Origin of the sequence: Streptomyces sp. NPDC088915 (assembly GCF_044749825.1) — a bacterium.
In the GTDB taxonomy this organism is placed as follows: Bacteria; Actinomycetota; Actinomycetes; order Streptomycetales; family Streptomycetaceae; genus Streptomyces.
In genome coordinates this window covers 183,257-210,051 of sequence record NZ_JBIVIR010000007.1, presented here as the reverse complement: position 1 = coordinate 210,051, position 26,795 = coordinate 183,257, and the positions used below count along the sequence as shown (strand labels likewise).

Genomic DNA, 26,795 nt, shown 5'->3' with positions numbered 1-26,795 from the left:
GGCGCTCCCCGGCAGGTGAACGCCCGGTTCCGGTCGTACCGTCGAGAGCATGACGCAGCGGGCGAAGATCGACACGGACAGCGGCGGGACGGCGGGGGACGGCCCGCCCGTCGAGCACCGCCCGGCCGGGCTCACCTCCGCCGAGGTCGCGGAGCGGGTCGCGCGCGGGGAGGTCAACGACGTCCCCGTACGGAACTCCCGCTCGGCCGCCGACATCGTCCGGGCCAACGTCTTCACCCGCTTCAACGCGATCATCGGCGTGCTGTGGGTGGTCATGCTCTTCGTCGCGCCGATCCAGGACAGCCTCTTCGGGTTCGTGATCGTCGCGAACACCGGCATCGGCATCGTCCAGGAGCTCCGCGCCAAGAAGACCCTCGACGGGCTCGCCGTCATCGGCGAGGCCAAGCCGACGGTCCGGCGCGACGGGACCGCCGCCGAGCTGTCCACCTCCGAGATCGTCCTCGGGGACCTGATCGAGCTGGGGCCCGGGGACAAGGTGGTCGTCGACGGGGTGGTGGCGGAGGCCGAGAGCCTGGAGGTCGACGAGTCGCTGCTGACCGGCGAGGCGGACCCGGTGGTGAAGAAGCCGGGCGACCCGATGATGTCGGGCTCCTTCGTGGTGGCGGGCGGCGGCGCGTTCACGGCCACGAAGGTCGGCCGCGAGGCGTACGCGGCGCAGCTCGCGGAGGAGGCGTCCCGCTTCACGCTCGTCCAGTCCGAGCTGCGGACCGGCATCTCCACGATCCTCAAGTACGTGACGTGGATGATGGTCCCGACCGCGACCGGTCTGATCATCAGCCAGCTGGTCGTGAAGGACACCAACCTCAAGGACTCGATCGCCCGGACCGTCGGCGGCATCGTCCCGATGATCCCCGAGGGGCTCGTCCTCCTCACCTCCGTGGCCTTCGCGATCGGCGTGGTCCGCCTCGGCCGCAAGCAGTGCCTCGTGCAGGAGCTGCCGGCCATCGAGGGCCTGGCGCGGGTGGACGTCGTCTGCCTGGACAAGACGGGCACGCTGACCGAGGGCGGCATGGACGTGACGGACCTGCGCCCGCTCGGCACCGACACGGACGAGGCGTACGTACGGAAGGTCCTGGGCGCGCTCGGCGCGTCCGACCCGCACCCGAACGCCTCCCTCCGGGCGATCATCGAGGCGTATCCGGAACCGGACGGGTGGCGCTGCGCGGAGGCGCTGCCGTTCTCCTCGGCCCGCAAGTACAGCGGCGCGACGTTCGACGAGGACGGCGGCGGGGAGTCGTCGTGGCTGCTCGGCGCGCCGGACGTGCTCCTGGCGGAGGGGGATCCGGCGCTCGCCGAGACCGACCACCTGAACGAGCAGGGCCTGCGGGTCCTCCTCCTGGCCCGTACGGACCGGGAGCCCGGCGCCCCCGGGGCGGCGGAGGCGGCCCGCCCGGCCGCGCTCGTGGTCCTGGAGCAGCGGCTGCGCCCGGACGCGTCCGACACGCTCGCGTACTTCGCCGACCAGAACGTCGCCGCCAAGGTCATCTCCGGCGACAACGCGGTCTCGGTGGGGGCGGTGGCCGGGAAGCTGGACCTGCCGGGGGCGGAGAACACGGTGGACGCCCGCACGCTCCCCGAGGACCGGGAGAAGATGGCGGAGGTGCTGGACGAGAACGCGGTCTTCGGCCGGGTCACCCCGCAGCAGAAGCGGGACATGGTGGCGGCGCTCCAGTCGAAGGGGCACACGGTCGCGATGACCGGGGACGGCGTGAACGACGTCCTGGCCCTGAAGGACGCCGACATCGGGGTCTCGATGGGCTCGGGCTCGGAGGCGACGCGGGCGGTCGCGCAGATCGTCCTCCTGAACAACTCCTTCGCCACCCTGCCGTCGGTGGTGGCGGAGGGGCGCCGGGTCATCGGCAACATCACGCGCGTGGCGACGCTCTTCCTGACGAAGACGGTCTACTCGGTGCTCCTGGCGGTCCTGGTGGTCTGCTCCCAGGTGGAGTACCCCTTCCTGCCCCGCCACCTGACCCTGCTGTCCACCCTGACGATCGGCGTCCCGGCCTTCTTCCTGGCCCTGGCCCCGAACAAGGAGCGGGCGAAGCCGCACTTCGTGCGCCGGGTGATGCGGTACGCGGTCCCGGGCGGGGTCATCGCCGGGGCGGCCACCTTCACCACGTACCTCCTGGCCCGCCACCACTACAGCGGCGCGGACGCCCTGGGCGCCGAGACCAGCGCGGCGACCCTGACCCTCTTCCTGGTCTCCCTCTGGGTCCTCGCGATCATCGCCCGCCCCTACACCTGGTGGCGCCTCGCCCTGGTCGCCACCATGGCCGGCGCCTTCCTCCTCGTCCTCGCCGTCCCCTGGCTCCAGGACTTCTTCGCCCTGAAACTGGTCGGCACGACGATGCCGTGGGCGGCGGTCGCGATCGCGGCGACGGGCGCGGCACTCCTGGAACTGGTCTGGCGCTGGGTGGACCGGAGGTTCCCGGCGTAGGGGGCGGGGCGGCTTTCGCGCCATTCGGCCCCCCTTCCAACGATGCCACAAGGGCGAACGGCGGTTCGAACGTCGCTTTTCGGCCCACTCGTCGCGGTTGTGGCCTCTGTCACATCATTCCTGATCAAGTGCGGGCTACTGTCGCGGCACATCGCCTTCGCGAAGACCACGCGAAGACATGCGACAGCCATGAGCAAGCGGGAACTTGATCATGATCACTCGTACTCGTACGGCACCGGCGCTTCCCGCCGGAGTCGCCGTCGCCGTCGCCGTCGCCGTCGCCGTCGCCGGGGAGATCGGCAACAGCCGGCTTCCGTTCTCCCTCGCGTCCCCCTCCAGGAACTACTCCTCGGCCTACGGCTGCGGCTCCTACGGCGGTACGACGACGGGCGGCAAGTACTACACGAAGGTCACCTGGGCCGGAGTGCCCGGCAGCCGTGGCGTCGGCTTCGCGGCCGCCGAGAACTGATCAGGAAGACGTGTCCGCACAGAACGACGACCCGGCCGGCGCCCCCGTGGCGCCGGCCGCAGCGGTCGAGGGGGCCACGGTCCGGTACCGGTCCGTGGTCGCCCTCGACGGGGTGAGCGCGGAGTTCCGCTCCGGCGTCACCGCGCTGCTCGGTCCCAACGGAGCCGGGAAGACCACCCTGCTCTCGCTCCTCAGCACCGCCCGCGGGCCCGACGCGGGCACGGTACGGGTCCTCGGGGAGACCGTGCGCGGAAGGGCGGGCACCCTGCGCGTGCGGGAACGCGTCGGGGTGCTGCCGCAGGCCTTCGGGTACTACCCGCGCTTCACCGTCCGGGAGTTCGTCGAGTACGCGGCCTGGCTGCGCAAGGTGCCCGGCCGGGAGCGGCGGCAGCGCACCCTGGAGGCGCTGCGCCTCGTGGACCTGGAGCGGCAGGCGGACCAGCGCATGGGGGCGCTGTCCGGCGGCATGCTCCGGCGGGCCGGCATCGCGCAGGCCATGGTCAACCGGCCCGCGCTCGTCCTCCTCGACGAACCGACCGTCGGCCTTGACCCCGCCCAGCGCGTCGGCTTCCGGACCCTCCTGCGGAACGTGGGGGAGCGCACCTCCGTCGTCATGAGCACCCACCTCGCCGAGGACGTCGCCCAGGTCTGCGACCGCGTCCACGTCCTCCTCGACGGGCGGACGCGGTTCACGGGCACCGCCGCCGAACTGTGCGCACAGGCTCCCGGGCACGCGGGGACCGCGGTCGACGGCCCCGCCCTGGAGGCCGGTTACCTGGCGGTGGTGGAGCGGGACGCGGACGGAGTACGGACGTGACGCGGGTGCTGTGGCACGAGATGCGGCGCGGCGAGGCGGGCAAGGTGGCCGTGCTCTCCGCGGCGGTCGGCGTCTGGTACCTGGCCTCCGCCGACCCGGCGACCAGCGACTGGATCGGCTGGTGGAACCAGGCCGCCCTCAAGGTCCAGGTCTTCGGCGTCATCGTCCTGGGTTCGCTGATGAGCGCCGCCGCGGCCTGGAGCGCCGGGCGCGCCCGCCGCACCCGCACCGCCGACTGGGCGGACACCACCCCGCGCGGCGGCCTGCCGCAGGCCCTGCTGCTGTGGGGCGCGGCGTGGCTGTGGTCCCTCCTCGCGTACGCCGTCCTGACCGCCGTCGCCCTCACCCGGACCGCGGGCGTCAGCGAGGTCGTCCAGCCCGTGTGGAGCCCGCTGGTCGTGGGGGTCGCGCTGACCGGTCTGCAGATCGCCGCCGGGATCACGGCCGGGACCCTGCTGCCGTCGCGGATCGTCGCGCCCGCCATGGGCGTCTTCTGGTACGGGTCCTTCGTGGTCGCCGCGTTCGCGCCCGGCCTGCCCGCGGCCCGGCTGCTGCCCTCGCTCGACGAGCACTGGGACGCCGCCTTCCGCCCCCACACCACCCGTCTCCTCGTCGCCGCCGTCTGGTGCGCGGGTGCCGCGCTCACCCTGCTCGCGGTGCCCGCGCTGGTGCGCCGCACGGTCGTCGCACCGGGGTGGGCCGCCGCCGTGCCCGCCGTGGCGGCGGTGGCCGCGGGCGGGGCGCTGCTCGCCTTCCCGGCCGCGGACCCCGACCCGTTCTGGGCGGTCCGCACGCCGCGGCCCGCCGCGCCCCTCTGCGCCACCGCGGGCCGGACCACCGCCTGCCTGTGGCCGGACGACCGGCACCTGCTGCCGGCGGCGACCGCCGCGGCCCGCACGGTGGACCGGGCGGTGGGCGGGCTGCCCGGTTTCCGCCGCGACTTCTACGAGACGGGGCTGCGGCCCGACGGCCCGGACGGCGCGGAACTGCCCGTGTACCGGCCGGTCGTCGACCGCCGCACGCTCACCGAGTCGATGCTCGACGCCTCGATTCCCGCGCCGCCCCCGGGCTGCGGCCCGCACGTGCTCGCGGAGTCCGGCGGCTACCCCGACCTCTTCCTCGTCCAGGCCGTGCTGCGGGCCCGTGCCGGACTGGCCGTCCCGTTCTACGGGGAGCAGTTCTCGGCCGCGGTCGAACGCGTTCTGGAGGCCCCGGCGGCCGATCGGGACCGGTGGCTGTCCGGCGCCGCCGAGGCGGCCGGCGCCTGCCGTCCCGTGCCCGCGCCGCCGTCCGCCGCTCCGGGCGGCCGCCCCGCCGCGCGGGAGGTCCCCGGCCCGTGAACCCCGCCCTCGCCTTCGCGCGCAGCCGCGGTCTGCCCGGTGCCGCGGCGACCGCCCTGGTGGCGGCCGTCGCCACCACCCTGGCCGCCGGCTCGCGGGTGGACCTGCCCGACTTCCGGTACCTGGTGGACTTCAGCGTCCCCGTGGCGGCGGTCGCGCCCGTCGCGTACGCCGTCGTCCTGGCCACCACGCTGCACACGCCACAGGCCGACCTGGAGCACCTCTCGGCCCGCCCCGTGCACCTCTACCGGCGTCTGTACCTGGTCGTCCTGACCCTGTTCGCGGTCGCGCTCGCGGCCCTGCCGCTGCTGTCCGGGGCGCCGGGAGGGCTGGTCGCCGCGTCCGTCCGCAACGCCGTCGGGCACCTCGGTCTCGCGGCGCTCAGCGCGCGTCTCTTCGGCACGGGCCTGGGCTGGCTGCTGCCGCTGGGCGCCCTCGGTCCGACCCTGCTGATGGGCGTGGCCGAGGACAACACCCCCGAATGGTGGGCCTGGCCCATCCAGGGCCCGTCGTCGGCCGGTGCGGCGGTCGTCGCGGGCCTGCTCTGGCTGGCCGGGACGCTGGTCCCCGAGGCGCCCGTGCGGAAGGCGGAGGCGGCGCGTTAGGACCGCCCGGCCGCCGTCCGCCGCGTCACGACCCTCCCGTCGCCACCCTCCGCGTCACCACTCCCGTCTCAGTCGAACCACCGGTCCCGCGACAGTTCCTCCGTGCGGGTCGGGTCCTCCAGGAGGGCCGCCACCTCGAAGCGGCGGGGCCACTGGCCGGCGGACCAGGCGAGGCCGGCGGCGACGCCTTCGAGGGTGGCGGCGTGGACGGTGCCGTCGGGGGTGCGGCGCCAGTCGAGTTCGACGCCGCCCGCGCGGAGCTCCTCGTGCTCGACGTAGAAGCCGGGGGTGGCGGGCCCGAGGAGGGCCGTGACCGCGTCCGGGACGCCGTGCTCCTCGCCGGTCGTCGTGACCTCCGCCTCCACCGTCTCGCTCAGGCGGCGCACCTGGAACAGGTCGGCCAGGTCCACCGCGCGGGACGGGGAGACCGGGAGGAGGGGGAGCCCGGCCGCCAGGGGCAGGAGGTCCGGGGCGTCCGCCACCACCGCCTCCGTCGCGTCGACCACGGTCACGGCCCCGTCGACGACCGCCCGCAGCTCGTCCGGGAGGGTCACCTGCTCCGGGTCCAGGTCCGCGAGGGCCGTGTAGAGGGCGTGGAGCTGCGGGGCCGACACCGTGCGGTCCGGGTCCGCCAGGCGGGCCAGGAGCTCCGCCGCGCCGCCCGGCTCGTCCAGGAGCGCCGGGACCGAGGTGCGGACGCCGAGGGCCCGCAGGACCTGCTCGTCCTCGAAGCCGGTCGCGTCGGCGGAGTCGTACAGGCCCATCAGGAGGGGGTCGGTGCCGGCCGCGCGCAGTCCGGCCGGGCGGCGGCCGTCCAGGACGGGGTGGTCCCGGAGCCACCAGGCCGTGTACGAGCGGACGGTCTCCGTCGTGCCGTCCGGCAGGAGGACCCGTACGGGCTCGATCAGGGCGTCCCTCAGGGGCGGTTCGGCGAGCAGGGCGAGCGCCTGCGGCCAGGCGTCGTCGTCGACCAGGTCCAGGTCCCGCACGGCGACGATCTCCGTCGCCACCGGCGGCACCGGGGTCTCCGGGAGGCGGTCGAGGACGTCCTCGCACCACACGTCGACCGCGTCGAGGAGCCCGGCGTCGTCCGGCTCCGGGTAGTCGCCCTCGCGGGGCTCGACCTCGTCCGGGTCGAGGACGAGATCACTCGTACGGACGAGGGCGAAGGTCGCGAGCACCCCGCACGCGGTGAGGGGCTGCTCGCCCCAGCGGGCGGCCAGGTCGGCGTCCACGAGGGCGATCTCGTCCTCGCGGACGACGGCGGCGAAGGGCGAGCCGGGCAGGACGAGTTCGGCGGCCGGGGCGAGCTCGCCGTCCTCGTCGGGGAGGGCGAGCGCGCCCAGCCACGGCTCCTCGCCCGGGGCGAGCTCCGCGTCCCTGACCAGGCCGAGGACGGTCTCCGCCAGCTCCTCCGCGTCCAGGGCGTCGACGTCCTCGTCCCAGATCTCGCCCACGTCGAGGGAGGCCGCGACCGCGAGCCGCACCTGGTGGGTCGTCAGGATCGCGCGGGGCGTGGCGGGCAGGGCGCCCAGCTTCTCCAGGAGCGGGTGGGCCGCCTCCGGGTGCGCCACCTTCAGGCCGAGCCGGGCCAGCTCGGGCGGGGTGCCCTCCTGCGGCAGGAGGACCTGGCGGGGGCCGATCGCCGTGCGGGACCGGGAGCCGTCGACCTCCTCCGCCAGCGGCACCGGCAGGCCGGTGAGCCGGTCCGGGTCGACGCCCGCGAGGGAGTCGTACAGCCGCCACCACCAGGCGGCGGGCCGGTCGACCCCGGCCAGGCGGTCGACCGCCTCGGTCAGCGGCACCCGGCCGACGCCGAGCGTGCGCAGCTCCGGGCGGCGCTCCAGACCGGCCGGCAGGAGCGTCGGGAAGACCTCCGCGAGCACGTTCACGGTCTCCGCGCCCGCGCCCTCCACGACCTCCGCCTCGATCGGGCGGAGCGCGGGCAGCTCCTCGGTCGGGACGGCGGGCGCCAGGAACCCGACGCGCGGCAGCCGGTCGAGGATCGCCTCGCGCAGCGCCCCGTCGAGCGGCCCCTTGCCGAACGGGCCGGGCACGAGGTCGAGCGCGGAGGTCGTCACCGGCCGCCAGTCCGCGAGGAGTTCGGCGTACGCGTCGGCCGCCCGCTGCACCAGGAAGTCGGTGAGCGGCCCGGGCGCCGGGTGGCGGCGGGCGGTGTCGAGCGGCAGGGAGGCGATGAGGAGGGCGGGGATGCCCAGGGGTTCGTCCGTAGGGGTCGGGGCGTGCACGACGGGGGTGGTCCGCGGGTAGCGCGGGGCCCCCTCGTCGTCCACGGGCACGGCCCAGGTGACCGACCAGTGGGGGCGCAGCCGCTCCTCGACCGGGCGGCCCCTGAGGAGCTCGGGGTCGAGCGGACCGCCGTGGCTGACGGTCCGCCAGCGGTGCGCGCCGCTCACGGAGCCGGCCGTGGACCCGCCCGCGGAGCCGCTCGTGGAGTCCTCGATGCGGACGTAGCCGTCGGCCTCGGAGCGGCGGAGCGTTCGTACACCTTCGGGTGTCTCCACGACGACCTCGGACAGACCCGGAAGAGTGAGCAGCAGGGCGTCGTCGATCGACGACAGGAGCCGCTCGGTGAGGTCGTGGGCGGCCGCGTCGCGCAGCGGGAGGACCACGACGGTGTCGTACCCCTCGGGCGCGGTGCCCTCGGCGGGCAGCGGCAGGCGCAGCAGGGGTACGTGGCCGTCGCGGCGGCGCAGCTCGTCGCCGAGGCCCGGGCTGTGGCGGGCGGACTCGGCGGCCAGTTCGCGGGCCTCCGCGAGGGACCAGCGGACGCCGCCGTGGCGGCCGAGGACGGCGGGCTCGTCGGTGACGGCGAGAACGGCGGCGAAGCCGACGCCGAAGCGGCCCACGGCCCCCGCGCCCTCCTCCCCGCCCTGCTCGCGCTTGGCGGAGGCGCGGAGGGTGGACAGCGACTCGACGCCCCCGGCGTCCAGGGGGGCGCCGGTGTTGGCGGCGGCCAGGGCGGCGGGGCCCTCGCGGTCCGCCGGGTGCAGGGTGAGGCGGAGCCGGCCGGGGACGCCGGCGCGGCGGGCGGCGTCGGCGGCGTTCTGGGCCAGCTCGACGACCAGCCGGTCGCGGTAGCCGCCGAGCGCGAGGTCCTCTTCGGCGTTGGCGTCCTCCCGGAATCTGGCGGGTGAGGCCCCCCAGGCGTCGAGGACGCCGCGGCGCAGCCGTGCGGTGCCGAAGGGGTCGGTTCCGTCGGTCGTCGTCCGGACGCTGACGCTCACGTCTGACTCCACTCTGCGGGGCGGTGGTTCGGGGCGGGACCGGTGCGGTGCCGCTCCGGGGCCCGGGGCCCGAAGGTACCGCGCCGCACAGGGCCGTTCTCCCCGGAGGGGGTGCTCCCCTACGAGTGGCCCAGGTCCTCCAGGACCTCGTCCGGCTCCGTCGTGGAGCCGGAGTCCCGGTCGGGGCGCAGGGGGAAGGCGTCGACGGCCGTCGAGTCGTGGACCGGGGGCGCGGGGCGCGGCGGCTTCGGCATGACGGCGGCCTCCGAGTGCCCCCCGCAGCCGTACGCCAGGGAGACGACCCGGCCGTCCGCCGGGGAGAACTCGTTGGCGCAGACGCCGAACGCCTGCTTCAGGGAGCCCGCGATCGGCATCAGGAAGGCGCAGGACTCACAGGTCGCCGGGGCCGCCTGCGCCATCGGGGTCTTGGCGCCGAAGGCCTCGTCCCAGCGGTCCGCGGCCACGTGCAGGCCGTAGCGGGACAGGACCCGGGCACGGCGCATGCCGAGTTCCTCGGCGACCGCGGCGATCGTCCCCCGCACGGGGGTACGGGGCACGATCTCGGCGTCCTCGGCGTCGAGGTGGTCCGCCAGCTCCTCCGAGACGGGGGAGTTCGGCGGCGGCACGTCCTCGCCGGTGTAGCCGGGCTCCAGGCGCGGGTCGTCCTGCTCGGTCGGCAGCAGGTCGCCCGGGCCCATGTCGCCGGGGCGCAGCCGCTCGCTCCACGGCACCCACTCGGGGGCGAGGAGGGAGTCGGGGCCGGGCAGCAGGACGGTTTCGTCGAGCGTGACGTTCTTGGCGCGGGAGGCGCGCGTGACCGTCACCGCCCAGCGCCAGCCCCGGTAGCCGGGCTCCTTGCACTCGAAGAAGTGGGTGACGACGCGGTCGCCCTCCGCGACGACCTCCACGTGGGCGCCGACGATCCCCGGCGCGGCCGCCTCCTCGGCGGCCTCCCGGGCGAGGTCCACCGCCTCGGCGCACAGGCGGTCGGGGGTACGCGTGGCTCGCGGGGCACGCGGGGTACCGCTTCGCGTCGTCGCAGCACTCACAGGTATCGCTTCTCTCCTACGCCGTCTCACAGGTGCGCCGGCCGGGAGGCGGGAGCGAGGCAACGGGCGGCGGGCGGAGCGGACCGGGGGGCCGCATCGACGTCCGCGCCCGACGTGTCTCGCGCGTCTCGGGCACACCTAACGCCATCCATTCTGCGGGATGCCGAAGAGGCGCGCGGCCGAGAGCTTCCGCCGGTGACGCGCTACGCACGCTACCCCGTTCGCGGGCCTCCGCCCACCTGCCCGCCCCAAGAGGCCCGCATCACGGACGGCCGGGCCGGTCGGGGAGGCCCGGGGACGGGGGGCGACACGCCCGGCGCGCCGGGGCGGTCGCGCGTCCCGCCGAGGCGGCTCCGGGTCCTCTGCCGGGCCGTACGGGACGCGGACGGTCCGGGTGTATCCCGCGTCACGCCACGGTTCACACCTCGACCTTGGGGCACTATGACGGGGTGGCAGCCGCACGGTCCCCCGCACGATCCGAGGATCACGCCGGGCCGCTCCGGAGAGCGGGCCGGGCGGTCGGGCGTGCCCTGCACCTGCCGTTCACCGGCACCGCGAAGGGCATCCGGAAGGCCACCCACGCGCACGGCGCGGGCGAGTCGGGGCTCGGCAAGCTGATCGAGCTGCACGCCGTGAACGGCGCCGGGGACGTCATGATCACCGTCGCCCTCGCCTCCACCGTCTTCTTCTCCGTGCCCACCGACGAGGCGCGCGGCCGCGTCGCCCTCTACCTCGCCATCACCATGGCCCCCTTCACCCTGCTCGCCCCCGTGATCGGCCCGCTCCTGGACCGCATCCCGCACGGCCGGCGCGCGGCGATGGCGGGCGCGATGGGGACCCGCGCGGTCCTGGCGATCATGATGTCCGGCGCCGTCGCCACCGGCGGCATCGAGCTGTACCCGGCCGCGCTCGGCGTGCTCGTCGCCTCCAAGGCGTACGGAGTGGTCCGCAGCGCGGTCGTGCCCCGGCTCCTCCCACCGGACTTCTCGCTGGTGAAGGCGAACTCCAGAGTCACCCTGGCGGGGCTGCTCGCCACCGGGATCGCCGCGCCCGTCGGCGCGGGCCTCCAGATGATCGGGCCGGGCTGGCCGCTGTACGGCGCGTGCGCGCTGTTCCTGCTCGGCGCGTTCTGGGCGCTGCGGATGCCGCCCAAGGTGGACTCCGCCAAGGGCGAGCGCCGGGCGCACCTGCTGACCCACGGCGAGAAGAAGCCGAGCCTGCGGACGGTCGGCCCGGCCGTCCTGCACGGCCTGGCGGCCAACGCGGCCCAGCGCATGCTGTCCGGCTTCCTGATCTTCTTCCTGGCGTTCCTGCTGCGCGAGCACCCGCTCTCCGGGCAGAGCGCCGCCGTCTCCCTCGGCATCGTGGGCGTGGCGGCGGGCGTCGGCAACGCCTGCGGCACGGCGGTCGGCTCGCTGCTCCGGGACCGGGGCCACGGCCCCGAGGTGATCATCGCCACGATGATCAGCGTGGTCCTCGGGACCGCGATCTGCACGGCGGTCTTCTTCGGCGGCGTCATGGTCGCCGTCCTCGGCGCGGTCGCGGGCCTCACCCAGGCCCTGTCGAAGCTGTCCCTGGACGCGCTGATCCAGCGGGACGTCCCCGAAGTGGTGCGCACCTCGGCGTTCGCCCGCTCCGAGACCGCCCTCCAGATGGCGTGGGTGGTGGGCGGCGCGATCGGCATCGCGCTCCCCCTGAACGGCACGCTCGGCATGTCCGTCGCCGCGGCCATCCTGGCCCTGGGCGCCCTCCTGGCCGTCCGCGGCCTGCTCTCGGCCGCCCGCCGCCGCCCGGGCCCGAAGGACCGCCCGAAGACGCGGGTGGCGTGAGGGAGCGGTGCGGACGGGCGCCCCGGGCGGTACGGAGGGCCCGTCCCGTACGGACGGCCGGCCCGGCCCGTCCCGTACGGATACCCGGCCCGGCCCGTACGGATACCCGGCCCGGCCCGTACCGGCAGGCGGCACGCCGTACCCCCGCGTGGCGCGGAAGCGACGGCCCGATAGCCTTCGGCTCATGACCGTTGCGTTCTTCTCCGGCTCGCGCCGCCGGACCGCCGTCGCCCTCGGGGCCGTCTCCGCCGGGCTCCTCGTCCTCTCCGCCTGCGACAAGCCGACTCCACTCGCGACCCTGACGGTCGGAACCGACTCGGTCCACGCCGAGGCCGCCTGCTACAACGGCGGCGACGCCATCAAGGAGTCGGAGGTCCAGGGCTGCCTCAACAAGAAGGCCGAGAAGACCCTGACCGTCGCGCCGGACGACAAGATCCGCTTCGGCGTCGACCCGGGGATCGCCGACAACGGCTGGACGATCTTCCTCGGCGGCCAGCAGGCCGAGCCCGAGCCGTACAAGAAGACCTACCGGACCATTCCGGCCAGCGCCTTCTTCACCTCCAGCCAGACCGGCGAGCCCGTGAACGACACGCAGGTGACCATCGTCGAGAACACCGGCAAGAAGCTGACCGGCGTCTGGCACTTCCAGCTGAAGAAGGAATCCTGATCCGCCGGTGGTCCACCGGATCCTGATCGTGACGGCCGTGGCGGCGGAGGCGGACTCCGTCTCCGCCGGCCTCGCGTCCGCCACCCCGGAGGCCCCCGACACGCCGGGCGCCCCGGTCGTCCCCGGCGCCCCCGCCAGCTCTGCCACCTCCGTCGCCCCGGAGCGCGTCCCGCTGCCCGGGGGGCTCGCCCTGCGCCGCCACGCCGTGGACGGCGACCGGGCGCGCGTCGACGTCCTCGTCGGCGGGGTCGGCCCCGCGGCCGTCGCCGCCGCGACGGGAACGGCCCTCGCGCACGCCGCGCTGACGGGCGCGGACCGCCGGGAGCGGCCCTACGACCTCGTCGTCTCCGCCGGGATCGCCGGCGGGTTCCGGCCGGCCGCCCCGCCCGGGTCCCTCGTCGTCTCCTCCGCGATCGTCGCCGCCGACCTCGGGGCGGAGACCCCCGACGGGTACCTCGCCGTCGAGGAGCTCGGCTTCGGGCGGTCCGTCCACCCCGTGCCCGGGGCGCTGACCGGCCGCGTCGCCGCCGCCCTGGCCGCCGGAGGCGTGCCGTGCGCCGTCGCGCCCGTCCTCACCGTCTCCACCGTCACCGGCAGCGCCCGGCGCGCCGCCGAACTGGCGGAGCGCCACCCCGGGGCCGCCGCCGAGGCGATGGAGGGCTTCGGCGTCGCCGAGGCCGCCGCCGCGTACGGCGTGCCCGTCGTCGAACTCCGTGCCGTGTCCAACGCCGTCGGCCCCCGCGACCGCGCCGCCTGGCGCATCGGGGACGCCCTGGGCGCGCTCCGGCACGCCGTCCAGCTCCTCGGCCGAACCGTCTTCGTGGAGGCACCGTGCACCTGAAGATCGCCTACTCGCCCTGCCCGAACGACACCTTCGTCTTCGACGCCTGGGCCCACGGGCGCGTCCCCGGCGCCCCCCGGCTCGACGTGACCTTCGCGGACATCGACGTCACCAACGGCTGGGCCGAGGGCGGCACCGACGCGCACGACGTCCTGAAGGTGTCGTACGCCGTGCTGCCCTGGATCCTCGACGAGTACGCCCTGCTGCCCTGCGGCGGCGCCCTGGGCCGGGGCTGCGGGCCGCTCGTCCTGACCCGCGGCGGGGCGACCGGGGCGGACCTGGCCGGGAAGACCGTCGCCGTGCCGAGCGAGCGCTCGACCGCGTACCTGCTGTTCCGGCTGTGGGCGGCCGAGGCCGTGCCCGGCGGGGTCGGCGAGGTGGTCGTGATGCCGTTCCACGAGATCATGCCCGCCGTCCGCGACGGCAAGGTCGACGCGGGGCTCGTCATCCACGAGGCCCGCTTCACGTACCAGGAGTACGGGCTGCACCGGCTCGCCGACATGGGCGAGCACTGGGAGACGACGACGGGCCTGCCGATCCCGCTCGGCGCGATCGTCGCCCGCCGCTCGCTGGGCGCGGAGACCCTCCGGCTGCTCGCCGAGTCGGCCCGCGCGTCCGTGCGGATGGCCTGGGACGACCCGGTCGCGTCCCGGCCGTACGTCATGGAGCACGCGCAGGAGATGGACCCGAAGGTGGCGGACCAGCACATCGGCCTGTACGTGAACGAGTTCACGGCCGACCTCGGCGAGCACGGCTACGCGGCGGTCCGCGGGCTGCTCACCCGCGCCGCGGCCGAGGGACTCGTACCGCCCCTCGGCCCGGACGCGCTGGCGTTCCCCTAGGGGATCCGGACAGGGGATTCAGACGTCGAGCTGGTCCGCGACCGCCCGCAGCAGGCCGGCGATCTTCTTGCCCGCCGTCTTCTCCGGGTAGCGGCCGCGCTCCAGCATCGGCGTGATGTTCTCCAGGAGCGTCGTCAGGTCCTGCACGATGGACGCGAGTTCGTCGGGCTTGCGGCGCTGGGCCGCGGCGACGGACGGGGTGGGGTCGAGGATCGTGACGGACAGCGCCTGGTCGCCGCGCTGACCGGCGACGACTCCGAACTCCACCCGCTGGCCCGGCTTCAGCGCCTCGACTCCGGCGGGGAGCACCGACGAGTGGACGAAGACGTCGCCGCCGTCGTCACGGGAGAGGAAGCCGAAGCCCTTCTCGCCGTTGAACCATTTCACCTTACCGGTAGGCACGTCCGTCCTCGTCCTCGTCGATGGGGATGGCAAACAGCGGGTCGACCGACCCGCCGGCACCAAGGCTAATGGTCCGGAAGCCGGTGACAAGACGTCGCCGATGTGTTCCTACGGCCTGGGAACTACCCTGGCCGGATGCACAGTGAAACCCCTGCCGCGCCGGTGGACGACAGCGCCCCGGGCGACGGCCTCGTCAAGGCCGGTGTGGTCGTCTTCGCGATCGGCGCGGTCGCGACGCTGGTCACCGTGGCTCCGCTGTTCCTCGGGACGGACCCGTTCCCCACCGTCGCGTACACCGTCTCCATGCTGATGGGGGTCGGGTTCCTCGTCGCCGCCGCCGGTGTGATGCGCTCGATCGCGGCCCAGCGGCGCCAGGCCAGGACCGGCGCGGGCGCCTCCGCTCAGGCCAGGTAGCCCTCCCACCAGGCACGGAAGTCCGTCAGGTCCGTCAGGACCACGTCCGCGCCCGCCTCCCGCAGCTCCTCGGCGGGGCAGGGGCCGGTCGCCACGGCCACCGAGAGGGCGTCCGCCGCCGCGGCGCCCCGGACGTCGCCGGTGTGGTCCCCCACGTACACCCGGGCGCCGTGGGCGCGCAGCGCCTCCGCCTTGCCCTCGGCCCACAGGCCGCCGACGACCGCGTCGGGCTCGATGCCGAGGTGCTCGAAGTGCAGTTCGGCGTGCGGGCCGTTCTTGGCGGTGACGACGAGCGTCCGGCCGCCCGCCTCGCGCACGGCCCGGAGCGCGTCCTCGGCGCCCGGCATCGGGACGGTGGGCGCGATCGCGTACTCCGGGTAGAGCGCGCGGTAGCGGGACACCATCTCGGGGACGCGCTCCTGGGGGAACCAGTACGCCATCTCGTGTTCGAGCGGCGGCCCGAGGCGGGTCACGACGAGGTCGGCGTCGATCACGACACCGGTCTCGGCGGCGAACGCCTCCCAGGTGGCCTTGATGCCGGGGCGGGTGTCGAGGAGGGTCAGATCGAGGTCGAACCCGACGGTGAGGGGCGTGTGCGCAGAGGTCATGCCCTCATTCTGGGCCAGGCGTTCGAGGGCCGGGGGCGGGGTCCCGGAGCGGGGTCCCGGGGGCGTGGGGCCGGTGCTCCGGGGCCCGGGGCGAGCCCCTCAGCGTCTGCGGGAGCGCCAGAGCAGGAACAGGGCCGACGCGACCGCCGCGCCCCGCAGGACCCACGGCCAGGTCTCCGCGACCGCCGCGCCCATCGCCTCGCCGCCCGGGGTCACCGGGTCGCCCCAGCGGCCCTGGACACGGCCCCACAGCCAGAGCATCCCGGCACCGGCGGCGAGGCCCGGGATCACCAGGACCGCGCCCTTGACCTCGGCGGGGGTCAGCCGACGGGAGGCGTACGCGAGGAGCCAGCCCGCGGCGAGGGCGAGGAGCGAGCCGAAGACGGCGCCGCCGAGCAGGAGCAGCGCGGCGAGCAGGACGAAGGGGTTGGCGGGGCGGGGGCGGGGCGGGGCCTCCGCCACCGGCGCCTCGGGGGCCGGGGCGGGTGCGGTCCTGCGCGGGCGCAGGACCCGGGCGAGCAGCCGGCGCTTCCCGGACGCGGGGGCCCCGGCCTCCTCGTCCTCGCCGTCCTCCTCGGGGGCGGGCGGCACGAAGAGGTCCGGGCGCTCGATCCCGCCGACGAAGCCGGGCACGGCGGCGGCGTCCTCCGTCCGCCACCAGTCGGGCTCCCCCGGACCCTCCGGACCGTCGAAGGCGCCCTTCTCCGTCCCGCCCTGGAACAGCGGCCGGTCCGGGGCCGACACGCCGGGGCGCGGGGCCGGGATTCCGGATCCGTCGGAGGCAGAACGGGGGCGGGGCGACCGGGCGTCGGAGCCGGTGGCGCCGTCGCGGGGCGAGCGGGCGCCGGAGCCCGTTCGGCCGCCGGAGGCCGTCCGGCTGCCGGGACCCGTTCGGCCGTCTGAGCCCGACCGGCCGTCACGGCTTGTCTGGCCATCGCGACCCGACCGGCCGTCACGACCCGACCGGCTGTCACTACCCGCCCGGCCATCACGGTCCGCCCGGCCGTCACGACCTGCCCGGCCGCCCGCCGAGGCCTCCCCCGTCCTCCCCGCACGGCCCTTCCTCCCCGTACGGGAAGGGCTTCCCGGCTCCGGGTCGCCGGACCGCCCTCCCCCGCGCGGCCACGGCACCGGACCCCGGTCGGGGTTCTCGGCGCCCCCCGGCGCCCCCGCGCGGTCCACGACCTCGTCCGGGGTGCCCAGGGCGCCGAGGATGCCCCGTACCGCCGCGGGGGTCTCCTCGCCGTGGGTGGCGCGCCGGCGGTCGATCTCGTTCCGGAGCGTCGACACGAGCCGCGCGCGGTCGCCCGCCGGCAGGTGGCGCTGCTGGGCCAGATCGCCGACCCGGCTCAGGTAGTCGTAGACCAACTGGTCGCTCTCGATGCCCACGGTGCCCCTCCACGGCCGGTTCGCCCGGTACGGCCCGACGTTAGCGCCTGCGCAGCGGTTAACGTGGTCCGGATGGGGATCGGCGAGCTCGACCGGGAGGCGCACGTGGCCGAGGGGACTGGCGCCGGCGCGGCGCCCCGCACGCTCGCGGAGGCGCTCCGCGCGCGGGGCGACGAGGGGCTCGCCGCGCTGCTGCGCGCCCGCCCGGACCTGCTGAACCCCGTGCCGAACGACCTGACGCAGCTCGCGACCCGCGCCGGGACGCGGGGCTCGGTGGTGCGGGCCCTGGAGCGGCTCGACCGGTTCGCGCTCCAGACGGCCGAGGCGCTCGCCGTCGCCCCGGACCCGGCCCCGTACCCCGTGCTCCGCGCCCTGCTCACCGGCGACGAGGGCGATCCGGCGATCGAGGCGGCGCTGCCGGGCGCGGTGGCGCTGCTGCGCGAGCAGGCGCTGGTGTGGGGCGAGGACGACCGGCTGCGGCTCGTGCGGACCGCGCGCGAGCTGCTCTCGCCGTCGCCGCAGCACCCCTCGCCCACCGGGCTCGGGCCGACGGTCGCCGAGGCGACGTCCGGGATGTCGCCGGGCCGGGTGCAGGAGATCATCGCGGCGGCCGGGCTCGCCGCGACGCACGACCCGGTGTCGGCGGTGGCGGCCCTGACCGGTCTCTTCACCGACCGGGCCCGGATGGGCGCGTTCCTCGACGGGGCGCCGCCGGAGGCGCTGGCGGTCCTGGACCGGCTCGTGTGGGGGCCGCCGTACGGCGAGGTGACGGCGAACCCGGCCCCGCCGGTGCGCTGGCTGCGCGACCGGGGCCTGCTGCTCCCGGTGTCGGCGCGGACGATGGTGCTGCCGCGCGAGGTGGCGCTGCACCTGCGGGGCGGGCGGGCGCACCGGGCGCCGGAGCCGGTGGCGCCGGAGGTCGGCGTCCTGCGCGACCACCGTCCCCAGGTGGTGGACGGCGCGGCGGCCGGACAGGCGTACACGGCGCTGGCGACCGTCGAGGAGCTGCTGAAGTCCTGGGACAAGGGGGGCCCGCAGGTGCTGCGGGCGGGCGGGCTCTCCGTACGGGACCTGCGGCGGACCGCCGTCGCCCTGGACGTGACGGAGCAGGTCGCCGCCTTCTGGCTGGAGCTCTGCCACGGGGCGGGGCTGCTCGCCTCGGACGGGGAGGCGGACGAGCGGTACGCGCCGACGCCCGCCTACGACGACTGGCTGGACCTGCCGCCCGCCGAGCGCTGGGCCCGGCTCGTCACGCCCTGGCTGGCCTCGACCCGTACGCCGGGCCTGGTCGGCGGCCAGGACGCGAAGGGGCGCGCGCTCTCGGCGCTCGGCCCGGACCTGGACCGGGCGGCCGCGCCCGAGGTGCGGCACCGGGTGCTCGGCCTCCTGGCGACGCTTCCGCCGGGCGCGGCGGCGGAACCGGAGACGCTGTTCGCGCGGCTGCGGTGGGAGCGGCCGTTGCGGGGTTCCGCCGTCGGTACCGCGGGCTCCGGCGACGACGGTCCCGGTCCCGCCCGCCCCGACGACCTGCGGTCCCGGCTCGCGCGCTGGACGCTCGCGGAGGCCGAGCTGCTCGGGCTCACCGGCCGGGGCGCCCTGTCGGCCCCGGCGCGGGCGCTGCTCAACCTGCCGCTGGCCGAGGCCGCGTCGCCCGCCGACGAGGGCGGCGGGGTCGAGGAGTCGGTGGCCGCCGAGCGGGCGGCGACGCTGCTCGCGCCGCTGCTGCCGGAGGCCGTCGACCACGTCCTGCTCCAGGCCGACCTGACGGCGGTCGCGCCCGGTCCGCTGCGGCGGCCCCTGGCGGACGCGCTCGCCGTCCTCGCGGACGTGGAGTCGAAGGGTGGCGCGACGGTCTACCGGTTCACGCCCGGTTCCGTACGGCGGGCGCTCGACTCCGGTCTGGCCGCGTCCGACGTGCACGAGTTCCTCGCCGCGCACTCCCGCACGCCGGTGCCGCAGCCGCTCGCGTACCTGGTGGACGACGTGGCCCGGCGCCACGGGCACCTGCGGGTGGGGGCGGCGTCCGCGTACGTGCGCTGCGACGACGACACCGTCCTCGGCGAGATCCTGGCCGACCGGCGCTCCGCCCCCCTGGGCCTGCGGCGCCTGGCGCCGACGGTCCTCGCCGCGCAGGCGGACCCGGCGTCGCTGCTCGACGGGCTGCGGGCGATGGGGTACGCGCCGGCGGCCGAGTCGGCGGAGGGGGACGTCCTGGTCACGCGCGCCGACGCGTACCGCACGCCCGCGCGTACGGCCCCCGTTCCCGTCCCGGACGGGCCGCCCGCCCCCGACGCCACCCTCCTGGGCGCGGCGGTGAAGGCGATCCGGGCCGGCGACCGGGCGGCGACGGCGGTCCGCAGGGAGCCGGCGGCCCCGGCCCCGGCCGGTTCGCTCCCGCGCACCTCGTCCGCCGAGACCCTGGCGACCGTCCAGGCGGCCGCGATGACCGGCTCGGCGGTCTGGATCGGCTACGTGAACGCGGACGGCGCGGCGAGCCAGCGCGTGATCGCCCCGGTCCGCGTGGAGGGCGGCTTCGTGACGGGCTACGACCACACGGCGGACGAGGTGCGCACGTATCCGCTGCACCGGATCACGGGGGTGGCGGAGCTGGCGGACGACCAGGTGTGACGGGGGCCCTCACGAGTGGCCGAGGCCGGTGAGGAGCATGACGAGGAAGACCGTCATGGCGATGGTCTCGATCAGCCACGCGTAGACCACGGCCAGGAGACACCCCATGATGGCGAGGCCGTTCCTCGCCTGCCGTTCCCGCACGGTCCGGGGGCGGCACCAGGCGGGCAAGATCGCCGCGAAGGGCAGGACGAAGCAGCCGACCAGGAAGACGGGCAGGGCGTCGGTGAACAGGTCCGTCCTCACCGCCGTCACGAGCGACAGCAGGGGCGCCAGCACGGTCGCGACCAGCGGGACGACCCACCAGCGCGCGTCGGGCACGTCCACGACCGGTGCGGTCGGTTTGGTCGGTGCGGTCGGTGCGGTCTTCGAGGCCATGTCCCCATCCCACCGCCCCCGCCGGCCCGGTCCCAGCGCGCGCGTACTCATCCGGGACGCCCCGGGTACTCAGGGACGCGCCCGGTGCCGTACGGGCGTCCCGGGCCCTGCCCGTACCCGCGACCATGCTGCACACTGGAGGATTGGCCGTCGTCGGAGCGGCCCGGGAAGGATCTGATCGCGCGTGAACGGACCACTGATCGTCCAGAGCGACAAGACGCTGCTCCTGGAGGTCGACCACGAGCTGGCCGAGGCGTGTCGGCGGGCCATCGCGCCCTTCGCGGAGCTGGAGCGGGCGCCGGAGCACATCCACACGTACCGGGTGACGCCGCTCGGGCTGTGGAACGCGCGGGCCGCCGGGCACGACGCCGAGCAGGTCGTGGACGCGCTCGTGGAGTACTCGCGCTACCCCGTGCCGCACGCGCTGCTCGTGGACGTCGCCGAGACGATGGACCGGTACGGGCGGCTCACGCTCTCCAAGCACCCCGTGCACGGGCTCGTGCTCACCACCACCGACCGGCCCGTCCTGGAGGAGATCCTCCGGTCGAAGAAGGTGCAGCCGCTCGTCGGGGAGCGGATCGACCCGGACACCGTGGCCGTGCACCCCTCCGAGCGCGGGCAGATCAAGCAGACCCTGCTGAAGCTGGGCTGGCCGGCCGAGGACCTCGCCGGGTACGTGGACGGGGAGGCGCACCGGATCGACCTCGCCGAGGACGGCTGGAGCCTGCGGCCGTACCAGAAGCAGGCCGTGGAGGGCTTCTGGCACGGCGGCTCCGGCGTCGTCGTGCTGCCCTGCGGCGCGGGCAAGACGCTGGTCGGCGCCGGGGCGATGGCCGAGGCGAAGGCGACCACGCTGATCCTGGTGACCAACACCGTCTCCGCCCGTCAGTGGAAGCACGAGCTGGTGAAGCGGACCTCGCTGACCGAGGACGAGATCGGCGAGTACAGCGGGACGAAGAAGGAGATCCGGCCGGTCACCATCGCCACCTACCAGGTGCTGACCACCCGGCGGAAGGGCGTCTACCCGCACCTGGAGCTGTTCGACTCCCGCGACTGGGGCCTCATCGTCTACGACGAGGTGCACCTGCTGCCCGCGCCCGTCTTCAAGTTCACCGCCGACCTCCAGGCCCGCCGCCGCCTCGGCCTCACCGCGACCCTCGTGCGCGAGGACGGGCGCGAGTCGGACGTGTTCTCGCTGATCGGACCGAAGCGGTTCGACGCGCCGTGGAAGGAGATCGAGGCGCAGGGGTACATCGCGCCCGCCGACTGCGTCGAGGTCCGGGTGAACCTCACCGACTCGGAGCGGCTCGCGTACGCGACGGCCGAGCCGGAGGAGAAGTACCGCTTCTGCGCGACGACGGCGACGAAGCGGAAGGTGACGGAGGCGCTGGTGAAGAAGTTCGCCGGGCAGCAGATCCTCGTCATCGGGCAGTACATCGACCAGCTCGACGAGCTGGGCGAGCACCTCGACGCGCCGGTCATCAAGGGCGAGACGTCGAACAAGGAGCGGGAGCGGCTCTTCGACGCGTTCCGCACCGGCGAGATCAGCGTGCTCGTCGTCTCGAAGGTCGCGAACTTCTCGATCGACCTGCCCGAGGCCACGGTCGCCATCCAGGTCTCCGGCACCTTCGGCTCCCGGCAGGAGGAGGCCCAGCGCCTGGGCCGCGTGCTGCGGCCGAAGGCCGACGGGCACCAGGCGCACTTCTACTCGGTGGTCGCCCGGGACACCATCGACCAGGACTTCGCGGCGCACCGGCAGCGGTTCCTGGCGGAGCAGGGGTACGCGTACCGGATCGTGGACGCGGACGAGTTGCTGGCCCCGTAAGCCGTAGGGCCTTGAGGCCTTGAGGCCTTACGGGGTCGTTTTCCGGTCCCTCAAGGGCGTGCGGTGATCGTCTGCCAGCCCGCGTCCAGCAGGTCGAAGGTCCGGATCAGGGCCTCCCGGGTGTCGCCGTGGACGTCACCGTGTGCCTGGGCCGCCCGGGGGGCTTCGAGGGCGAAGTGGGCCAGGGCGGTGCACGCCGGGTCGTCCGCGGCGAGGCCGCTCTCCTCGGCGACGGCCCGGGCGAGGGCGGCGGTGTGCCGCAGCCACATGGCCTGGTGGTAGTCGCGCAGGGCGGGGGTGGAGTCCACCAGGCCGAGGAAGGCCGTGAAGCGGGGGTCCCCGCCGTCGGCGGCCCTGCGGTGGCGCAGGGCGTGCTCGCGCAGGGCCGCCGGGACGCTCCGTCCCGGGGGCCGCTCGCGCACGGCGGCGATCAGGTGCGCCTCCAGGTCGGCCTCCTCGTCGAAGACGAGGGCCTCCTTGACCGGGAAGTGCTTGAACAGCGTGGTGGTCGACACGTCCGCTGCCTCCGCGATCTCGCGGATGCCCACGTCGTCGTAGCCGCGCTCCAGGAACAGGCGCAGCGCGGCGTCGGCGATGGCCCGGCGGGTGGCGGCCTTCTTGCGTTCCCGGCGGCCCGGTGGGGCCGGTGCCGGTGCCGGAGGGGCGCCGTCGGGGGCCGGTGCTGTGCTGCGGGGTTCCGTGTCGGGCATACGGGCAGCCTACCGCTTCGGTTCACTCGATACAAAAGTTGAGCTGTTGCACTTTTGGTTCCGGCGTGCTCTTCTGGAGTCGGGGACGACGGACGATCCCGGCCCCACCACCACTCACCCCTCCCGGCGGCGCGGCACCGCCATGCCCGTACGCCCCACGAAGGGAGCACCACCATGACCTCCCCCACCCCCCGCATCGCCGTCATCGGCGCCGGCCCCGCCGGCCTGACCTGCGCCCGCGTCCTGCAACGGCACGGCATCGCCGTCACCGTGTACGACCACGAGACCGGCCCCGACGCCCGCGACCAGGGCGGCACCCTCGACCTGCACGAGGACAACGGCCAGATCGCCCTGCGCGAGGCCGGGCTCCTCGACGACTTCCTCCGCCTCTCCCGTCCCGAGGGGCAGGAGATGCGCCAGCTGGACGCGAAGACGGCGGCGATCGGCTTCCACCACGTCCCCGAGGACGGCGAACGCTTCAAGCCCGAGATCGACCGCGGCCTGTTGCGCGGCCTCCTCCTGGACTCGCTCGCGCCGGGCACCGTGCGCTGGGGCCGCACCCTGCGCTCCGTCGAGGGCCCCGCCGGGGGTCCCCGCCTGCTGCGCTTCGCCGACGGCACCACCGTCGAGGCGGACCTCGTCGTCGGCGCCGACGGAGCCTGGTCCCGGGTCCGCCGCGCCGTCTCCCCGGCCACCCCCCGGTACACCGGTGTCGCCTTCCTCGAAGCCTGGTTCCACGACGTCGACGAACGGCACCCCGAGGTCGCCGCGCTCGTCGGCCCGGGCAGCGCCGCCGCGGCCGACGGCGAGCGCGGCCTGTTCGCCCAGCGCAACGGCGGCGACCACATCCGCGTGTACGTCGTCCAGCGCGTCCCCGCCGACTGGATCGCCGCCGCCGGCCTGACCGTCCGGGACACCGACGCCCTCCGCGCCCTCCTCCTGGACCGCTTCCGCGACTGGTCGCCCCGGCTGCGGCGGCTGGTCTCCGACAACGACGGCCCCTACGTCGACCGGCCCCTCCACGCGCTGCCCGTCCCCCACGCCTGGGAGCACGACCCGTCCGTCACGCTGCTGGGGGACGCCGCGCACCTTATGCCCCCGCTCGGCGTCGGCGTCAACCTCGCCATGCTCGACGCCTGCGAACTCGCCCTCGCCCTCGCGCACCACGACACCGCGGGCGACGCCGTCCGCGCGTACGAGGAGACGATGCTGCCCCGTTCGGCCGACATGCAGCGCCTCCTCGACGGGGCCGCCGAAGGACTGCTGTCCGACGAGCAGCACGAGCCGTACGAGCCGGACGACCGCACCGCCGCGTCCTAGTCCAGGGCCGCGAGCACCGGGCCGGCGAGCGCCGGGGCGTACTGGGCGGCGACGAGCACGCCACGGGGTACGGCGAGGGCCGCCGCGCCCGTGACGGCCCCGAGGGCCAGGGCCCAGAAGCCGGCCACGAGGAACCCGCCGCCCGCTCCGTCGCCCTCGGCGGCGTCGACGAGCCCGAAGGCGGCGGTGAGCACCAGGCACCCGGCGAGGAGGAGGAACCCGCAGAGTGCGAGGACGCGCGGGGCGCGGGTGTCCGGGGCGGTGGGGTCGGCGGGGGCGGCGGGGGCGGTGGTGGTGTGCGTCGGCGTCGTCATGCCCCGATCCCATCAAGGGGGGCGGGGCAGCGTCAGGCGTCGCCGCACTCAGCCGGGCGGGGGCCTGTACTCAAGGACGGGACGCGCACGCACGACGGGGCGCGTACTCAGGCGGACGTGCGTTCGGGCACGTACCTCGGGCGAGGGTCCCTCACGCCCGCCTCCGGCGGACCGTAGTCGCCGAGGAGGACGACGCCGGCCGCGGCGCCGCCGAAGGCGCGTATCGCGCGGAGGGCGAGGCCCACGCGGTGGAGGCGGGGGGCGGTGGTCACGAGGGTGAAGGTCGTCGCGGACATGCTTCCATCATGGAATCCGGACATTACGAACACATCGGCCTGAGGTCCCATCCGGGACGGACCGGGGGTCCGACGTGAGGGCGACCTCGTCCCCTACGGGACGGACCTTTTCCCGTACGGGGTGGATTCCGGTGAAATCCGTTCGCACCGCGCCCCGCCCAGGGTCTACACTCGCCAGCTTCCCCGCCTCCCCCGTGGAGAGCCGCCGCCCGGTCGGAAACCGGCGGCCACTTCGACGTGTCCGCGTATCCGTCCCGGAGGCTCCGCCGTGTCCGTGTCCGTACCCGCAGTCGATCCCGACCAGCCGCCGCCGTCCGCCGGCGATCCGCTCGCGCGCGAACGCGCCCACCTGACCGCCTCCCGCGCCGCCCTGCGCGCGATGCGCGAGGACGTGCAGGCGCTGGACATCAAGGACGTCACCGCGAACTGGGTGAACGCGGCCGTCCTGGAGCGGCAGATCGAGGACCGGATCAAGGCGCTGGCCGACCTGGCCGGGACCCCGCTGTTCTTCGGGCGGCTCGACTACCTGCACACCACGCAGGAGGGGCAGCGGTTCTACATCGGGCGGCGGCACGTCCACGACGCCGACGGCGATCCGATGGTGATCGACTGGCGCGCCCCGGTGTCGCAGCCGTTCTACCGGGCGTCGCGCAAGGACCCGCAGGACGTGGGGCTGCGGCGCCGCTTCGGCTACACGGGCGGCGAGCTCACCGCGTACGAGGACGAGCACCTGTCCGACCCCGGGGAGCTGGAGCGGACCAGCCGGCTGCTCCAGGCGGAGATCGAGCGGCCGCGCGTGGGCCCCATGCGGGACATCGTGGCGACGATCCAGCCCGAGCAGGACGAGATCGTCCGCTCCGACCTGTCGGGGTCGGTGTGCGTGCAGGGAGGGCCCGGGACCGGCAAGACGGCCGTGGGCCTGCACCGTGTCGCGTACCTCCTCTACGCGCACCGGGAGCGGCTCGCCCGCACGGGCACGCTGGTCATCGGGCCGAACCGGTCCTTCCTCCACTACATCGAGCAAGTGCTCCCCGCGCTCGGCGAGTTGGAGGTGAGGCAGGCGACGGTCGACGACCTCGTGGCGCACGTCGAGGTGCGCGGGACGGACGCGGCGGCGACGGCGGTCGTGAAGGGCGACGCCCGGATGGCGGAGGTGCTGCGGCGGGCGGTCCGCTCGCACGTGAAGCTGCCGGAGGAGTCCCTGATGGTGGTGCGCGGTTCGCGGCGCTGGCGGGTCCCGGCGTACGAGATCGAGGAGATGGTGCGGGAGCTGCTCGACCGCGACATCCGGTACGGGGCGGCCCGCGAGGCCCTTCCGCAGCGGATCGCGCACGCCGTGCTCGTACGGATGGAGCAGGCGGGCGAGGCGCCGGACGACCGGGTGCAGAACGCGGTCGCGCGGAACGCGGCGGTGAAGGCGGTCGTGAAGGAGTGCTGGCCGCCGGTGGACCCGGCGAAGCTGGTGCTGCGGCTGCTGGGCGACGCGGAGTTCCTGGCGGAGCACGCCGAGGGGGTGCTGACGGAGGACGAGCAGAAGCTGCTGCTGTGGGAGAGGCCGGGCCGGAGCGTGAGGACGGCGAAGTGGTCGGCGGCGGACGCGGTGCTCGTGGACGAGGCGACGGACCTGGTGGAGCGGACGCATTCGCTCGGGCACGTGGTCCTCGACGAGGCGCAGGACCTGTCCCCCATGCAGTACCGGGCGGTGGGCCGCCGCTGCACGACCGGTTCGGCCACCGTCCTGGGCGACCTGGCGCAGGGGACGACGCCGTGGGCGACGGAGAGCTGGGCGCAGGCGCTCGGGCACCTGGGGAAGCCGGAGGCGGTGGTCGAGGAGCTGACGGCCGGCTTCCGCGTGCCGCGCGAGGTCATCGCGTACGCCTCGCGGCTGCTTCCGCACATGTCGCCGGGGCTCGCGGCGGTGGAGTCGGTCCGGGAGAACCCGGGGTCGCTGGAGGTCCGGCACACGCGCGCGGAGGACCTGGACGCGGCCGTGGTCGCGGCCTGCGTCGAGGCGCTGGGGCACGAGGGCTCGATCGGCCTGATCGCCGCCGACGCGCGGATCGGGCCGCTCGCGGAGGCGCTGGCGGCGGCGGGCCTGCCGCACCTCTCGCCGGGCGAGGAGACGACGGCCGAGTCCCGGCTGACCCTGGTCCCGGCGTCGCTCGCGAAGGGCCTGGAGTACGACTACGTGGTCCTGGACGAGCCGGCGGCGGTCGTCGACGGCGAACCCGACGAGCGGACGGGGCTGCGGCGCCTGTACGTGGCGCTGACGCGAGCGGTGTCGGGCCTGACGGTCGTTCACTCCGCTTCCCTGCCGGCCCAGTTGGGGGAGGTGTGACCGCC

General features: G+C 75.4%; 23 protein-coding genes. 14 read left to right on the top strand and 9 right to left on the bottom strand.

Annotated features, from left to right (window positions below; translation table 11 throughout):
• Positions 1-49 precede the first annotated feature (49 nt).
• The 5 genes from ACIP5O_RS15445 to ACIP5O_RS15425 all read left to right on the top strand — a co-directional run bounded on the left by ACIP5O_RS15445 (position 50) and on the right by ACIP5O_RS15425 (position 5,692).
• A complete protein-coding gene (locus tag ACIP5O_RS15445) occupies positions 50-2,461 on the top strand; it encodes an HAD-IC family P-type ATPase (protein WP_401293202.1) in 2,412 nt (803 codons plus the stop codon).
• 211 nt (positions 2,462-2,672) lie between these two features.
• Positions 2,673-2,930, top strand: a complete 258-nt coding sequence (locus ACIP5O_RS15440) for a hypothetical protein (protein WP_401293199.1) — start codon at positions 2,673-2,675, stop codon at positions 2,928-2,930.
• A 10-nt stretch (positions 2,931-2,940) separates the two neighbouring features.
• Positions 2,941-3,747 (top strand): ATP-binding cassette domain-containing protein, encoded by an 807-nt coding sequence (locus tag ACIP5O_RS15435; RefSeq protein ID WP_401293196.1) that lies wholly within the window; start codon positions 2,941-2,943, stop codon positions 3,745-3,747.
• Positions 3,744-5,087, top strand: coding sequence for a hypothetical protein (locus ACIP5O_RS15430; protein WP_401293193.1), 1,344 nt, complete (start codon positions 3,744-3,746; stop codon positions 5,085-5,087). Before ACIP5O_RS15435 ends, ACIP5O_RS15430 begins: the two co-directional genes overlap by 4 nt.
• Positions 5,084-5,692, top strand: coding sequence for a hypothetical protein (locus tag ACIP5O_RS15425; protein ID WP_401293191.1), 609 nt, complete (start codon positions 5,084-5,086; stop codon positions 5,690-5,692). Before ACIP5O_RS15430 ends, ACIP5O_RS15425 begins: the two co-directional genes overlap by 4 nt.
• Before the next feature lie 68 nt (positions 5,693-5,760).
• Here the strand turns inward: ACIP5O_RS15425 and ACIP5O_RS15420 are convergent, their stop codons facing one another.
• Both ACIP5O_RS15420 and ACIP5O_RS15415 read right to left on the bottom strand, forming a co-directional pair.
• Positions 5,761-8,952 (bottom strand): sacsin N-terminal ATP-binding-like domain-containing protein, encoded by a 3,192-nt coding sequence (locus tag ACIP5O_RS15420; protein ID WP_401293188.1) that lies wholly within the window; start codon positions 8,950-8,952, stop codon positions 5,761-5,763.
• 107 nt (positions 8,953-9,059) lie between these two features.
• On the bottom strand, positions 9,060-9,989 hold the full coding sequence (locus tag ACIP5O_RS15415) for a DUF3027 domain-containing protein (RefSeq protein WP_401293186.1): 930 nt from the start codon (positions 9,987-9,989) through the stop codon (positions 9,060-9,062).
• A gap of 449 nt (positions 9,990-10,438) precedes the next feature.
• Between ACIP5O_RS15415 and ACIP5O_RS15410 the strand changes: the two genes are divergently transcribed.
• The 4 genes from ACIP5O_RS15410 (at position 10,439) to ACIP5O_RS15395 (ending at position 14,168) form a co-directional block, all read left to right on the top strand.
• Positions 10,439-11,818: an MFS transporter gene (locus ACIP5O_RS15410; RefSeq protein ID WP_401293184.1), complete on the top strand. Its 1,380-nt coding sequence runs from the start codon at positions 10,439-10,441 to the stop codon at positions 11,816-11,818.
• 184 nt (positions 11,819-12,002) lie between these two features.
• Complete coding sequence (locus ACIP5O_RS15405; protein WP_401293181.1) at positions 12,003-12,485, top strand: DUF2771 domain-containing protein; 483 nt, start codon at positions 12,003-12,005, stop codon at positions 12,483-12,485.
• A 7-nt stretch (positions 12,486-12,492) separates the two neighbouring features.
• On the top strand, positions 12,493-13,326 hold the full coding sequence (locus ACIP5O_RS15400; RefSeq protein ID WP_401293179.1) for a futalosine hydrolase: 834 nt from the start codon (positions 12,493-12,495) through the stop codon (positions 13,324-13,326).
• Positions 13,317-14,168 carry a 1,4-dihydroxy-6-naphthoate synthase gene (locus tag ACIP5O_RS15395; RefSeq protein WP_356543200.1) on the top strand — a complete coding sequence of 284 codons (852 nt, stop codon included), beginning with the start codon at positions 13,317-13,319 and terminating at the stop codon, positions 14,166-14,168. Before ACIP5O_RS15400 ends, ACIP5O_RS15395 begins: the two co-directional genes overlap by 10 nt.
• Positions 14,169-14,186: 18 nt before the next feature.
• Here the strand turns inward: ACIP5O_RS15395 and ACIP5O_RS15390 are convergent, their stop codons facing one another.
• The gene (locus tag ACIP5O_RS15390) at positions 14,187-14,570 is read right to left on the bottom strand and encodes a cold-shock protein (RefSeq protein WP_356543198.1); all 384 of its coding nucleotides are present in this window, start codon (positions 14,568-14,570) and stop codon (positions 14,187-14,189) included.
• A 135-nt stretch (positions 14,571-14,705) separates the two neighbouring features.
• On the opposite strand from ACIP5O_RS15390, the gene ACIP5O_RS15385 reads away from it, so the two are divergent.
• Entirely contained in the window at positions 14,706-14,984 is a 279-nt protein-coding gene (locus ACIP5O_RS15385) for a hypothetical protein (protein WP_401293175.1), read from the top strand.
• Here the strand turns inward: ACIP5O_RS15385 and ACIP5O_RS15380 are convergent.
• Positions 14,972-15,592: an HAD family hydrolase gene (locus ACIP5O_RS15380; RefSeq protein WP_401293173.1), complete on the bottom strand. Its 621-nt coding sequence runs from the start codon at positions 15,590-15,592 to the stop codon at positions 14,972-14,974. The genes ACIP5O_RS15385 and ACIP5O_RS15380 overlap by 13 nt on opposite strands.
• Before the next feature lie 99 nt (positions 15,593-15,691).
• Positions 15,692-16,981, bottom strand: a complete 1,290-nt coding sequence (locus tag ACIP5O_RS15375) for a hypothetical protein (protein WP_401293171.1) — start codon at positions 16,979-16,981, stop codon at positions 15,692-15,694.
• A 72-nt stretch (positions 16,982-17,053) separates the two neighbouring features.
• On the opposite strand from ACIP5O_RS15375, the gene ACIP5O_RS15370 reads away from it, so the two are divergent.
• A complete protein-coding gene (locus ACIP5O_RS15370) occupies positions 17,054-19,609 on the top strand; it encodes a helicase-associated domain-containing protein (RefSeq protein ID WP_401293169.1) in 2,556 nt (851 codons plus the stop codon).
• 9 nt (positions 19,610-19,618) lie between these two features.
• Here the strand turns inward: ACIP5O_RS15370 and ACIP5O_RS15365 are convergent, their stop codons facing one another.
• Complete coding sequence (locus ACIP5O_RS15365) at positions 19,619-19,987, bottom strand: hypothetical protein (RefSeq protein ID WP_401293167.1); 369 nt, start codon at positions 19,985-19,987, stop codon at positions 19,619-19,621.
• A 184-nt stretch (positions 19,988-20,171) separates the two neighbouring features.
• On the opposite strand from ACIP5O_RS15365, the gene ACIP5O_RS15360 reads away from it, so the two are divergent.
• On the top strand, positions 20,172-21,812 hold the full coding sequence (locus ACIP5O_RS15360) for a DNA repair helicase XPB (protein WP_125661304.1): 1,641 nt from the start codon (positions 20,172-20,174) through the stop codon (positions 21,810-21,812).
• Between the two features lie 50 nt (positions 21,813-21,862).
• On the opposite strand, the gene ACIP5O_RS15355 is transcribed toward ACIP5O_RS15360, so the two are convergent.
• A complete protein-coding gene (locus ACIP5O_RS15355) occupies positions 21,863-22,522 on the bottom strand; it encodes a TetR/AcrR family transcriptional regulator (RefSeq protein WP_401293164.1) in 660 nt (219 codons plus the stop codon).
• 174 nt (positions 22,523-22,696) lie between these two features.
• Here ACIP5O_RS15355 and ACIP5O_RS15350 point away from each other — a divergent pair, with 174 nt between their 5' ends.
• Positions 22,697-23,842 carry an FAD-dependent oxidoreductase gene (locus tag ACIP5O_RS15350; RefSeq protein ID WP_401293161.1) on the top strand — a complete coding sequence of 382 codons (1,146 nt, stop codon included), beginning with the start codon at positions 22,697-22,699 and terminating at the stop codon, positions 23,840-23,842.
• Here ACIP5O_RS15350 and ACIP5O_RS15345 read toward each other — a convergent pair.
• Complete coding sequence (locus tag ACIP5O_RS15345; protein ID WP_401293159.1) at positions 23,839-24,156, bottom strand: hypothetical protein; 318 nt, start codon at positions 24,154-24,156, stop codon at positions 23,839-23,841. The genes ACIP5O_RS15350 and ACIP5O_RS15345 overlap by 4 nt on opposite strands.
• Positions 24,157-24,263: 107 nt before the next feature.
• Positions 24,264-24,452: a hypothetical protein gene (locus ACIP5O_RS15340; protein WP_401293157.1), complete on the bottom strand. Its 189-nt coding sequence runs from the start codon at positions 24,450-24,452 to the stop codon at positions 24,264-24,266.
• 274 nt (positions 24,453-24,726) lie between these two features.
• Here ACIP5O_RS15340 and ACIP5O_RS15335 point away from each other — a divergent pair, with 274 nt between their 5' ends.
• Complete coding sequence (locus tag ACIP5O_RS15335; protein WP_401293154.1) at positions 24,727-26,790, top strand: HelD family protein; 2,064 nt, start codon at positions 24,727-24,729, stop codon at positions 26,788-26,790.
• Positions 26,791-26,795 lie beyond the last annotated feature (5 nt).